The organism is Roseovarius sp. B08 (assembly GCF_051417955.1).
Taxonomy (GTDB): Bacteria; Pseudomonadota; Alphaproteobacteria; order Rhodobacterales; family Rhodobacteraceae; genus Roseovarius.
Genome location: NZ_JBPRLW010000002.1, coordinates 305,051 through 317,032 on the forward strand (window position 1 = coordinate 305,051; position 11,982 = coordinate 317,032).

Annotated in this window: 11 protein-coding genes and 3 pseudogenes; 1 reads left to right on the forward strand and 13 read right to left on the reverse strand. The window is 62.0% G+C overall.

All coding sequences use genetic code 11. The features are described from left to right. Nucleotides 1–102: 102 nt before the first annotated feature. The 3 genes and pseudogenes from ACSQ76_RS22860 to tnpA all read right to left on the reverse strand — a co-directional run. Nucleotides 103–606, reverse strand: a pseudogene (locus ACSQ76_RS22860) (IS66 family transposase zinc-finger binding domain-containing protein); the annotation flags it as partial. A gap of 71 nt (nt 607–677) precedes the next feature. Continuing rightward, the gene (tnpB, locus tag ACSQ76_RS22865) at nt 678–1,031 is read right to left on the reverse strand and encodes an IS66 family insertion sequence element accessory protein TnpB (RefSeq protein WP_437158460.1); all 354 of its coding nucleotides are present in this window, start codon (nt 1,029–1,031) and stop codon (nt 678–680) included. Continuing rightward, nucleotides 1,028–1,588 carry an IS66-like element accessory protein TnpA gene (gene tnpA, locus ACSQ76_RS22870; protein ID WP_437158484.1) on the reverse strand — a complete coding sequence of 187 codons (561 nt, stop codon included), beginning with the start codon at nt 1,586–1,588 and terminating at the stop codon, nt 1,028–1,030. Before tnpA ends, tnpB begins: the two co-directional genes overlap by 4 nt. On the opposite strand from tnpA, the pseudogene ACSQ76_RS22875 reads away from it, so the two are divergent. Continuing rightward, nucleotides 1,574–1,855: pseudogene (locus ACSQ76_RS22875) on the forward strand (transposase); the annotation flags it as partial. The gene tnpA and the pseudogene ACSQ76_RS22875 sit on opposite strands and share 15 nt — an antisense overlap. A 215-nt stretch (nt 1,856–2,070) precedes the next feature. Here ACSQ76_RS22875 and ACSQ76_RS22880 read toward each other — a convergent pair. From ACSQ76_RS22880 to ACSQ76_RS22925, 10 genes and pseudogenes are all read right to left on the reverse strand, one after another. After that, nucleotides 2,071–2,793 (reverse strand): ABC transporter ATP-binding protein, encoded by a 723-nt coding sequence (locus tag ACSQ76_RS22880; RefSeq protein WP_082647426.1) that lies wholly within the window; start codon nt 2,791–2,793, stop codon nt 2,071–2,073. Further along, a complete protein-coding gene (locus ACSQ76_RS22885) occupies nt 2,790–3,542 on the reverse strand; it encodes an ABC transporter ATP-binding protein (protein ID WP_057795829.1) in 753 nt (250 codons plus the stop codon). The genes ACSQ76_RS22880 and ACSQ76_RS22885 overlap by 4 nt, the downstream gene beginning before the upstream one ends. Beyond that, the gene (locus ACSQ76_RS22890) at nt 3,539–4,468 is read right to left on the reverse strand and encodes a branched-chain amino acid ABC transporter permease (RefSeq protein WP_437158461.1); all 930 of its coding nucleotides are present in this window, start codon (nt 4,466–4,468) and stop codon (nt 3,539–3,541) included. The genes ACSQ76_RS22885 and ACSQ76_RS22890 overlap by 4 nt, the downstream gene beginning before the upstream one ends. Next, complete coding sequence (locus ACSQ76_RS22895; RefSeq protein ID WP_057817273.1) at nt 4,458–5,339, reverse strand: branched-chain amino acid ABC transporter permease; 882 nt, start codon at nt 5,337–5,339, stop codon at nt 4,458–4,460. The genes ACSQ76_RS22890 and ACSQ76_RS22895 overlap by 11 nt, the downstream gene beginning before the upstream one ends. A 55-nt stretch (nt 5,340–5,394) precedes the next feature. Beyond that, entirely contained in the window at nt 5,395–6,633 is a 1,239-nt protein-coding gene (locus ACSQ76_RS22900; protein WP_437158462.1) for an ABC transporter substrate-binding protein, read from the reverse strand. 9 nt (nt 6,634–6,642) lie between these two features. Next, nucleotides 6,643–7,416 (reverse strand): SDR family NAD(P)-dependent oxidoreductase, encoded by a 774-nt coding sequence (locus tag ACSQ76_RS22905; RefSeq protein ID WP_437158463.1) that lies wholly within the window; start codon nt 7,414–7,416, stop codon nt 6,643–6,645. A 33-nt stretch (nt 7,417–7,449) separates the two neighbouring features. Continuing rightward, nucleotides 7,450–8,955, reverse strand: a complete 1,506-nt coding sequence (locus tag ACSQ76_RS22910) for a class I adenylate-forming enzyme family protein (RefSeq protein WP_437158464.1) — start codon at nt 8,953–8,955, stop codon at nt 7,450–7,452. 1,037 nt (nt 8,956–9,992) lie between these two features. Further along, nucleotides 9,993–10,388 (reverse strand): annotated as a pseudogene (locus ACSQ76_RS22915) (IS66 family transposase); the annotation flags it as partial. A gap of 85 nt (nt 10,389–10,473) precedes the next feature. Continuing rightward, the gene (locus tag ACSQ76_RS22920; protein ID WP_074940510.1) at nt 10,474–10,869 is read right to left on the reverse strand and encodes a transposase; all 396 of its coding nucleotides are present in this window, start codon (nt 10,867–10,869) and stop codon (nt 10,474–10,476) included. A gap of 306 nt (nt 10,870–11,175) precedes the next feature. Further along, a protein-coding gene (locus ACSQ76_RS22925; RefSeq protein ID WP_437158465.1) for an IS5 family transposase occupies nt 11,176–11,932 on the reverse strand; the annotation gives its coding sequence in 2 pieces (ribosomal slippage) (nt 11,176–11,602 and nt 11,601–11,932; 759 coding nt in all). Between the last annotated feature and the right edge of the window lie 50 nt (nt 11,933–11,982).

Genomic DNA, 11,982 nt, shown 5'->3' on the forward strand with positions numbered 1-11,982 from the left:
TTGAAACGCGAGCTAAAAATTGAAATCGAAACGTAAAAACCCACGTCGGATTACGCTTCATCCTACTGGAATCCTGTAAGAACTTTTTGATGAAACGGCAAAGCAATTGCGACAAAGAGGATCTCTGGTTTCTGCCGGGACCACATATTTGGGCCGGCGGGTGACAAGCACACGGAGTTGGGCCGGAACCACGTCGAGCCGCTCGGAAACGTCCTCGCCGATCCTGGCCATCCTGCCGCAACCGCAGGGGCAGAGGGTGCTTTCGGGTTCGATGACCCGTTCGATCCGGGGCAGATGGTTTGGAAGGTGACCCCGATTGCGGTTCGGCCTGCCGCTCTCGGCCGCGCCTTGTCCCTTCAGGGCGCGTCGCGCCTTCTCCTGCGCCGCCTCCAGCACGCCCTGCGCCAGTTCGACATCTTCGAGCGGCAAATTGAACTGCTCCGCATCGAGCTTCTCGGATCTCCGCCCGAACTTCTCTCGCCGCAGTTCGCTGACGATGCTTTCCAGTCGCCGCTGCGCCTCGACCGCATCCACAAGCGCCGCCTCGGTCTCGGCGAGGCGGGCTTTCAGAAGTGCGTTTTCTTCGGCCAGAGCGGTGTCGGTCATGACTGCGATCAAGCACACGGGGCGGCGCCCTGCCACCGACAAATCATCCCCGAGTCATTCCGCCGCAGCTCCTACCCCGCCAAGTCTGGTCGCCGCACACGCTCGGGGCGAACAAGCCGCCAGTCGAGACCTTCGAACAATGCCGAGAACTGCGCTGGCGACATCTTGATCACGCCCTCCTGCGCCTTGGGCCAGACGAATTTCGCACCTTCCAGGCGCTTGTGGATCAGCACGATTCCGGTCTGGTCCCAGACCAGCACCTTGATGCGGTCCGCGCGCTTGGCGCGGAATACAAAGGCCGCGCCGCTGAACGGATCGAGCTCCATCGTCTCCTGAACCAACAGCGCCAGACCATCCATGCCCTTTCGGAAATCGGTCGGGCGCGTGGCCACATAGACGCGCAGCCCACCAGTCGGCGAGATCATTGCGATGCTGCCCGGATCGCGCGGATCATTCGGGTTAATTGCGCGTCGTCGATATCCGGCGGCACATGCAGGGTCACACCGTCGACCACCATCTCGATCCTGCCGGGTTTGATCGCACTGCCGCACCCTTTCGGGCTGGTTTCAGGCCCGCCCCGCTCCGGTTCCAGGACAAGCGCTGCGAACATCGGTTCGTCAGCTGTCTCCGCAGGCAGCGCCAGCGCGCCGGCCATCAGCTTCTTGCGCCAGTCATAGACTTGCCAGCGGGTCACTGCGTGCCGACGCGCCACATCGGAGACCTTCGCTCCGGGCGCCATGCTCTCCGCCGCGATCCGAGCCCGTTCCGCCTCGCTCCGCATTCGCCGACCCGACCGGCCCTCGTAAATCTCGATCCTGCCCGCGTAGCCGTCCGCTGAGCCGTCTAAAGAGCCGTCCATTTTGCCGTCCTCTCCTGTGCCTAATCTCAGCACAGGACTCCCACAGATGATCCCAGAGCGGCAGGAGGGGATCGGCAAAGCGCTTACCGTCAACTGGCCCGGGAGGCTCCGAAACTGCGTCATGTGTTTGCGGACGGTGGATATGCCGGTCCAAAGCTGCGCGACGCTCTGACCGGCATCGGCCGCTGGGTCATTCAGATCGTGAAACGCTCGGACACGACCGTTGGGTTCGAGGTCTTGCCCCGAAGATGGGTGGTCAAGCGCACCTTCGCTTGGCTCGGCAAATGCCGCCGCCTGGCAAAGGATTTGGAGAAAACCATCGAGAGTGCCGAAGCCTGGATTATCATCGCGCATATCAGGCGCATGACAAGGCTACTCGCAAGGGCTTGAAAAGCCTCACTCCATTTTGAATCGGACTCTAAGAGGTTACGATGTGCCAGAAACCCTCTCTTATCAAATCGCCCTAAACTGCCCCATTGGCGCTGACGTTAGACACCTACCATGTCGACCACCAGGTTTTGCCCACTCCTATGCGCGCGTAATCTTCGACCCAAAGCGCCAGCGAAGACGAGCGCGACGGGCCGCTGCTTCCAGCAGCGCCTCGCTCAAAGGCCGAGATAGGCCTCGCGCACCTGATCGTTGTGCTTTAGCTCTTTTCCGCTGCCGCTGAGTACGATGCGCCCGTTCTCAATGACGTAGGCTCGAGTGGCGAGTTCCAGAGCAATATGCGCGTTCTGTTCTACCAGCAGGACCTCGACACCGTTGCGAGAAATCGTCTCGATGATGTCACAGATGGTGTTAACGACAGCCGGAGCGAGACCGATCGTCGGCTCGTCGAGCAGCACGAGACGAGGCGATGCCATCAATGCGCGCCCGACGGCCAGCATCTGCTGCTGCCCCCCGCTGAGGTCGCTTGCGGGCGCGTTCAGCCGGTCGCGCAGCGCGGGAAAGTGTCCGAGCACGGTTTCGAAATCCGCCGGGATTGCCGACCGGTCGTCGCGGCTATAGGCGCCTGTCATCAGGTTGTCGCGCACGCTCATCTGACCGAACAGACGGCGCCCTTCGGGAACCAGCGTCACGCCTGCCTGCACCATCTCGGCCGGCGTCCTCCCGCCGACGTCCTGGCCAAAGAGGTGAACGCTTCCGCGGTCGGGAACAAGCAATCCGGCGATTGCCTTCATCAGCGTCGTCTTGCCTGCGCCGTTGGAGCCGACGATCGTCGTGATGGCTCCACGCTCGATTTCGAGCGAAACATCCAGCAAGGCCGGCACGCCATGGTAGCTGACGCACAGCCCGTCGACGGATAGAATTTCGGTGTCAGCAGTCATCGTCCGCGCCCCAAATAAGCCTCAATCACCGCCTCATCGCGACTGACCGCTTCCGGCGAACCCTCGGCCAGGAGGCGACCGTAGTTGAGCACAATCACCCGGTCGCAGGCGCGCATGACCGCCCGCACGTTGTGCTCGACAAGCAGGATGGTCAGACCATGCGTCGTGCGGAGTTTCTCGAAGAGTTCCAACGCCGCACCAACTTCGGCGCCCTGCAACCCGGTTAGCGGCTCGTCGAGGCACAGGATTTGCGGCTCGGCGGCGAGGGCGATCGCAATGCTCAACATTCGCTGCAGGCCATGCGGCAGGTTGCCGGCAATTATTTGCAGATGGTCGGCCAGACCGGTCATCGATGCGACTTCGCGCACCTTTTCCATGCGCTTTTCATGCGCAAGCCGCTGGTGAAAGGTTCCGATGAGGATGTTGTCGACAACGCTCATTTCGCTGAGCAGGCTGTGGTGCTGAAAAGTGCGCACAAGGCCGAGACGGCTTATCGTCTTGGTGCTCGCGCCGGTCACGTCGCGCCCCTTCAAAAAGAGACGGCCACCGCTCGGTCGCAGAAAGCCGCTGATCAGGTTGAAGGTTGTGCTCTTGCCGGCGCCGTTCGGGCCGATAAGACCGAGGATCTCGCCTTGGCGCAGTTCGAAGGTGAAGTCGCTGACGGCTGTCAGGCCGCCAAAGCGTCGCTCCAGATGCTCTGCGCGCAGGATCACGTCGCCACCCGCGGGCGTGCTCGTCGCCGCGTTCATCGTGCGCTCCTTGTGACAAGTCCGCGCGCGCGTTCGGCCAGACCGACCAGACCGCCCGGAAAGACGCGAAGCGTTATCACGATGACCGCGCCGTAAAAGATGTTCTCCCACGCGGAGATACCGGCGACCCATTGGCCCACGAGGGTCAGCACCGCCGCCCCGAGGATGGGCCCGAAGGGGTGTCCCTCGCCGCCGATCTTGACGTAGGCCAGCGCGAGGACGGCCACGAAATAGGCGAAGTCGGACGGCGCGATGACAGTGTTTGCATAGGCGTGGATCCCGCCGGCCAACCCGACCGCCGCAGATGCGATTACGACGCACAAGACCTTCAGGAAGACAACATTCAGACCGACCGAACGAGGAATCGCGTCGTTGTTCTCGATCGCCTTGAACAGCCGACCGAGATCGCTGCGTTCAAACCCGTAGAGGGCGAACAGCGTTGCAGCCAGAAGCGCGATAGCGAGCGCGGGATAATAGGCGTCGATCGCCATCGGGGGGAACATGCCGACAAGGCCGGAATTGCCCCCGATCACGTTGGTTTGCGTGTATATCAGGCGGATGACCTCTGTCACCGCGAACGAGACCAGCAAGAAGTATGGCCCTTTGGTGCGTAGCGTGACCCAGCCGAACAGCGCGCTCAGCACGGCCGCCATCAGCGGCGCAAGCAGAAGCGTCAGCCAGAACGGCCAACCCAGCAGCACTGCCGTCGTCGCCGTGGTGTAAGCGCCGATGCCGAAAAAAGCCGCTGTCGCGATATTGAGTTCGCCGATCTGCAACACGAAACGCAAGGCCGAGGCGAGCACCGCATTCGTCAGGATCCAGACGAGAAGCGAGGCGTAATAGCCATTCGTCGCCAGCAAGGCAAACAACACGGAACTTATGGCAAGGGCCACGCAGACCCATACCCCGAACGATTTATTCCACATTTCCGAGAATTCCCTGAGGACGTACGAGCAAGAAGCCGATGACCAGAATGAACATGGCCAGGGTCGCGGTCGACGGGTCGAAAAAGTACCCGCCCACACTCTCGACCATTGCGATGAAAAGCCCGCCGGTGATGGCGCCGGTGACAGAGCCGAGACCGCCGATGATTATGATGATGAAAGCCTTGATCAGGAACTCATCGCCACTGACCGGAGTCACGGCGTTGATAGGCGCCATCAGAACGCCGGCACAGGCGGCAAGCGCGGCGCCGATCAGGAAACCGTATAGAGCGACACGACGATACGGAATGCCCTGTAGCATCGCCGCCTCCTGATCCATCGCCACGGCGCGCAAGGCAAGCCCGAGCCGCGTCCGTTCGATGAGAAGATAAAGTCCGCCGGTCACCACGGCGGCGACAATCACCAGCGCCAGCCGCTGTGCCGTCAGGGTGGCGCCGAAGACGTTGACGGTGCCGGGCAGGACCTGCGGTACGGAACGCGGCGCGCCGCCGTAGATCGCAAGATAGGCCCCGTTGAGTATCAGAAGCAGTCCGATGGACAGGATGAAGGACCCGTTGAGATCCTTCAGCACATGCTGAAAGCCGATACTGTAGACCAGTGCACCGATACTGAGGACGACAGCGATCGCCGCGAAGGCCGCCAGAAGGTAGCCAGCCCAAAGCGGCACCCCAAGCTCGACGGTGGCAAAGGGCACCATCGATGTCACGATCAGGGCCGCAGCAGTGAAAAAGGCACCATGCGCGAAATTCACGATCTTCATGACCCCGAAGATCAGCGTCAGCCCGAGGGCGAACAGCACATAGACCGCGCCGATTTGCAGGGTATTGGCGAGTAGTTGGACAAACAGTTCCATGACACCTCATCCGTGGCACCGCAGGCGGCGACAATCGCCTGCGGCAATGACCTTTTCAGTCGTTGCTCAACGCCTCGAGTTCGGCGGGATTGCTCCGCGTCAACTCGACTGCCTTGCCGTCCACCACCTGAGTGACGATCACCGGGATGAGCATCTGCTGCGGATAATCGTAGACATCCGCACCACCGAAGCCGGACGGGCCATACGACGAGTCAAAGCGCACCGAAGGAAGCACGTCCTTGATCTTCTCCGGATCGACGCTGTCGGCCTCTTGCATCGCGGCGCGCAGTGCCAGGATCGCGTCGTAGGACGAAATGGTGATACCATTCAGCGGCTCGCCAAGCGCCTCGCGGGCCCCGGCGTTCAGCTTTTTCTGCACTTCGGTCGCCGAGTCGCTGCTGAAGTCCGCCGATGCGCCGAGATAGGCACCTTCGGCCGCGTCCCCTGCCACCGCCATCAAGGCTTCGACAGAGGTACCGGCGGTCATGACCTTCACGCCTTCCCATCCCAGCACGTCAAGCTCTTTCAGGATCGATCCGACGTCGGTCGGCGGCGCGGCCGAGAAATCAACGAGACCCGGATCGAGCGATGCGATCTTGGTGGCAATCGGCTGGAACTCGGTGGTGCCGCGTTCGTACCAGTCGCTTGCCAACATCTCGACCCCGAGGCTCTTCCAGGTCTCTACCGCCACCGGCTCTAGTTCCTGCCCGGTGGCATCGTTCGGACTGATGAGAACCGCGGTCTCGAGGTCCGGGTGCTGTTCCTTGATGAAGCTGTAGAACGGCTCCAGAATTTCGAACGGCGTGTTCATCTGGGTAAAGGTATAGGGAAACTGCGGCCCCTTCACACTCTTGCCCCAGGCGGTATTGAACAGGATGACGCCATTGCGTTCGGTCAGGGCCTGCATCGCGCGGACCGGCGCGGTGCCGATGCTGCCGGCGATGAATTTGACGCCATCCCGGTTCAACATCGTCTGGGCATTGCGCGCACCTTCGGTGGCGCTGTACTTGTTGTCGTAGGTCACGACCTCGAAATTGTATGTCTTGCCGTCCACCGTGACGCCGCCGTCTTCGTTGACGTGTTCAACCGCTTGCTCGGCCGCCCATTCCATACCGAGGCCCCAGGTGGCAGCCGAGCCCGACATGGGCGCCGAAATACCGAGTTTCAGGGTCTCCTGCGCCGCGCCTGCCTGGGCAAGCAACAGCATGAGGGTCACCGCCCCGAGCGGGCGGGTCCATTTGCCAATGTTCATTCTATATCTCCTCCGTTGGTTAGATCGTTGTTCCAGGCTCATGCGGGCGGCCTAGAGAATTGCGACAATCCCACCGGCCACCGGCAAGAGCACGCCGGTCAGATAGTCGGCATCCGGCCCGACCAGGAACGAGACCGCGCCGGCGATGTCTTCGGGCCGACCGAGCCGCTTCAAGAGTGTGCGCGACGTGTAGGTCTCGATCATTTCGCGCGGCGCGTTGTCCATGACCGACGTTTGGATCAGGCCGGGCACCACGGCGTTGACCCGCACCGCCGGCGCCAGTTCAGCGGCGAGCGAGCGCGTCAATGACGCGACGGCGGCCTTGGCTGCGGCGTATTCCGGCTGATCGCCGTCGCCGGCATAGGTGACGGAAGAGACGTTGACGATGGCGCCCCGGCCGGTCTGCGCCATATCAGGCGCGACTGCATTCACCATCCAGAACAGCGGCTTGAGGTTAAGCTCGAAGGTCGAATCGAAACGCTCCTCACTCATCCCGACCAGCGGCTCCATCAAGGCGCCGCCGCGGATCCCGCCGACGACGTTTACAAGGATATCGAGAGCGCCCAAGGCGTCCTTGAAGTCGGCAACCGCCGCGTTTACTTCCTCGTGCCGGCGCGCGTCGGTGCGTACCGCATGCAGGGCCGTGTCGGGATATTGTTCGGCAATCGCCTCACGCACGGCGGCAAGCCGGTTGCCGGAGATGTCGGTGAGCGCAAGGCTGGCCCCATCCGCAGCAAGCCGCGTTGCAATGGCCTGACCCATCGGTCCGCCTGCGCCGGTGACCAAAGCCACCCGTCCGGCAAGCGGTTTTTCAGAAGAACTCATGGCGTTACCTCCGTCAGGCGCCCTTCGCCAAGCTCAGACGCGCAGCGTGCGTTTCAGAATTTTGCCGGTGGGGCCATGGGGCATTTCTGCGACCGTGAACCAGCGGCGCGGGACCTTGTAAGCTGCAAGGTTCTCGCGGCAGAAAGCGATCAGCGCGGCGGGGTCAAGCGACCGGTCGGCGCGGGGAATGAGAACGGCAGCAGGGATTTCGCCCTTCACGTCGTCGGGCACGCCGATCACCGCACATACGCCGACATCCGGATGGCTGAACAATAGATCTTCCACCTCAATGGGATAGATGTTGTAGCCGCCGGCGATGATCACGTCCTTCTTGCGGTCGACGATGAACAGATAGCCGTCCTCGTCGACGTAGCCGATGTCGCCACTGAGCCAGCCGTCTTCGGAAAAGCTGGCCACGGTCGTCTCTTCGTCGTCCCAGTAGCCGGCGCCGACAATTTCGCCTGAGATACGCACCTCGCCGGTTTCGCCGGTGGGGACCGGCGCACCGTCCTCGTCCACGATCGCAATGCGCGCATTGCCGAGTGGAACGCCGGCAGAGCCGCGCTTGCGCACGCCGACAAGCGGCTGGGCGGTGGCTCCGCCGGAAACCTCGGTCGCCCCGTAGAGCTCAAGTATCGGCACCCCGGTCGTCTTTTCGAACTCCGCCAGAATCTCCGGTGAAACCGGGGCCCCGGCAGCGACCGCAAGCCGCATTGAGGACAGGTCGTGCCGATCGGGATTGAACTCACGCAGCATGTACAGGAACATCGTCGGCGCGCCGGCCATATAGGTCACCCGGTGCCGAGTGATCGCGTCGAGCACTTTTTGGGTATCCCAGCGCTCCAGCATGACAACGCGGGCGCCATTGTAGACAGCGCCGTTCACCATGACCGTGGCACCGAAATTGTTGAACACGGGCAGCGCACAAAGGAACACCTCTCGGTCCCAACTGAAACCGGCGTGAACCGCCATGTCCCGCAGCGTCGTGGTGATGCTGCGCTGGGTCTGCACCGCCCCCTTGGGCGCGCCGGTGGTCCCAGAGGTGAAGAAGAGCGCCGCCGGATCCTCCGGGCGCAGCGGCAGTGGTGGGCACTGCACGCTGGCTGGAGCGAGGTCGAGCGGAACGGTGCCGGCAACCGCATCTCCGCTGGCGAGGATCGTCACCTTGTGCGCAACGTCCTTGCAGGCACATACGGCCTCGGCTGCTGTGTCCGTATCCACCAACATCACGCGCATCTGCGTCCGCTCCAGAAGCGGGCGAAGCTCTTGCGCGCGATTCATGCTTGAGATCGGCGCGGCGATGGCGCCGATCTTCTGGCAGGCGAAATAGCCCGCGCTGAGAAACGGACAACTCGGCAGGTAGAGCCCTACGGCGTCGCCCCGTGCGACGCCATGCGCCAACAATACATTGGCCAGCCGACCGGAAAGCGCGTCGAATTCTCCGAACGTGGTCTCGCCATCGTCGTTGATCAGAAAGGGTCGATCGCGAAGCAGGGTAGCCGCCGTTTCCAGACAATATGTCAGCGATGTAGCCGTCATTCCCCCGCCTTCCAATCCGGACCGGGCAGCGTCTGCCCGGCACAACAACCCTCAGAAAACAAGGGAATCCTAGCTGACCGATCATACAGGCACAAGGAATTTCTAATGCTTGTTCGTTTTTGGTTTTTTGGACGGTCTTCCTAGGATGATGAGGGAACCGCACAAGGGGGGGGCCATCGCCGCACGGGCGTGACGGTCTTCTCCCTACGCCTTCGCTATATGTTTGAACTTTGTGAGGTTTTGGAGGGAACCGTCGATAAGGCGTCGCCATTGGAGAGTTCTTCGTCGATCTCCAGCTGCACTATACTCTGAGCACCCTCGGCATCCGACGAAACGCAATGGAAACGGGTCACAGGTGTCACTTTCGGAACACCGGATGGCAGAGTTTGCCGGACGTCGGGACTATGCCCTCCGCCACGGATTCCAGTTGATTTGACCTGTTCCGAAAGGCCGGGAACTGTTCCTCGACTGCGGAAAACCGGATACATCGGTCTAGGCGGTGACACGGGCGAGGTGACGCCGGGGCGCAGCCGGTCGGGCCGGGGCTTTCTCGAAGGCAGCCCTTCGGGTGCGGAGGCCTCGGCATTGAACCGGGATGAGGGGGCCGGTTGAGGGGGCGGGGAATCTGCTTGCGGTCCGCAAAGCGTGCGGGCTGTGGTCGTCGACGCGCGTGTCCCCGTCCTTTACGCCGGTCGCAGGGCGGGTGCCGCGTGTTTCCGTGTCCGGAGCAATGCCAGCGCTGGGGATGCTCTGTTTCCAGATTTTCGACACCGCCGCCGCCATTCGGGCGGCATCGCAGCGCGAACCGTGGTCAGGGACAAGGATGAAATCTATCATGTCCGGCATCCGGGGCAGGGAGCCCGCGTAGGTGGCAAGCATCGTCGTCCTCGCGGGGCCTGTCCGGCGTCAAAGCTTCAGCGCCTGCGCGAGCGCGTGGTAGGAAGAGAGTACCGCAAAGTGTGGGGCAGTTGCCTTTCGGGTTTAACGGTGGCAGAGAGCCTGGCAATTCGCTCGATGGCGCCCCTCGCGATGATCTATCCATCGCGCTCGAAGCCGTCCACGAACTTGCGGCGGACATGGACCATGCAGGCTTGTTCCTTGGCGAGGCCTTCGCCGAACAGGCTGTTGAAGCCGGTGAATCCGTCGGCATGCACGGTGCCCTTTTGGCCCTGAAGATGGGCGGAGGGCTGCTCCCCCTACCGATCCACGCTGAACTGATACCACGCACAGGGCGGCGCCTGTCCGCACCATGGCCTCTCGTAGCGGACGTAACTCCAGAGCCGCGCGGTATGGGCCTTGCCTGTCTTCGCGCCGGTCTGCATCTTGACCGGGGTGTCGTCGGGAAACACGACGGGTCCGACGCGCACCAGCTTGCCGATATGCTCGTCCAACGGTTCCTGCAACGCGGTTGAACGCCCGACCCAGTCGGTGAGCAATCCCCATCGGGCTGATCCCTAAAAGGCGGGCTTTCAGTTGGTAGAGTTGTGGAACGGCTGACATCCAAAATCCTTGGCAGTGTCACGCGCAAAGTTCAACTGCCCCACACTCTGCGGTAATCTCCCTTTTGCCCTGGGGTTGAGAAAGGGCGATGATACGGTCATGCCTCAGCCACTGACCCGCAGCCTCGGGTAGAATGGACAGCGGCACAAAGGCAGGCTCCATCGGCAATCCATGAAGCGCGCCCATCACGTGACCTGGCAGAGCCAGCCGACCTTGCCGTGCATGGTGACGCCAATCCGAAAGATGATGCGGAAGAATATCATAGCGCGCGGCTACATCCACTACCCGGATACCGGGCTGCAGGCTTCCAGCCACGATCCGCGCTTTCACATCATCCGGCCAATGCCGCTTGCCGCGCCCCCGAGGATCCACGACCTCGCACCGCCCCATGAACCCGTCACCACCCTCCGCCATGTGATACCTCCATATGCTGACGCAGACCTTCTCGCAGGCGCGTCACGCGTCAGAAACATGTCAAATCAATGGGCCGGAATCGCCGCATACGGAGAGCTTATCGGGGCATCACCAGGAGAGAGCGGCGATGTGACAGCATATCGTGCCGCGCTCCCTGCTGACAACATGATGGTGGCAGTATGGTGACGGGGGGTTTGGTGACGAGACGGCACAACCAGCCTGGCACGACTCTCGCCGATAGAAAGCCTGGGAAGTGCCACAGACCCGGTCGCTTCGCCAGGCGACAATGCTGACTAGGGTCAGGATTCATAGCCAGAACATGACGACGGCAGCCAATGCGCATGCTGATAGGAAGACCTTCGGGCACCTGTCGTAGCGGGTCGCGACCCGTCGCCAGTCCTTGAGGCGAGCGAAGCTGTTCTCGATCTTGTGGCGCTTGCGGTATCGGGCTTCGTCATAGGGGATTGGTACCTTACGGTTCTTTCGGGAAGGGATGCACGGCGTGATCCCCTTGTCTTCAAGGGCTTCGCGATACCAGTCTGCATCGTATCCACGGTCTGCCAGCATGTGGTTGGCGGGAGGAAGGCCGTCCAGCAGTGCACGGGCGCCGATGTAATCGCTCCGTTGGCCGGCCGTCAGAAACATCCGTAGCGGGCGGCCTGCCGCATCGGTCACCGCGTGCAGTTTCGAGTTCATCCCGCCCTTGGTACGTCCGATCAGGCGACCGCGCCCCCTTTTTCAGCCCCAGGCTGGAGGCCGTGCGGTGCGTCTTCAGATGCGTCGCATCGATCATCAGCGTGTCAGTCCCGCCGCCTTGATCGGCCAGTTCGAGAAGCATCCGGGCGAAGATACCCTTATCGCTCCATCGCTTCCAACGGCTGTAGAGCGTCTTATGCGGCCCATACTCCGCAGGGGCATCGCGCCAACGCAAGCCATTGCGATTGATGAAGATTATACCGCTCAAGATCCGTTTGTCGTCCACACGGGGCTTGCCATGCGACTTCGGGAAAAAGGGTTTCAGCTTGGCCATCTGCGCATCGCTCAGCCAGTAAAGGTCGCTCATGTCACCGCTCCGTTTTCGGAGCCGTGAATCACGCAGCGCAACGGAAATCA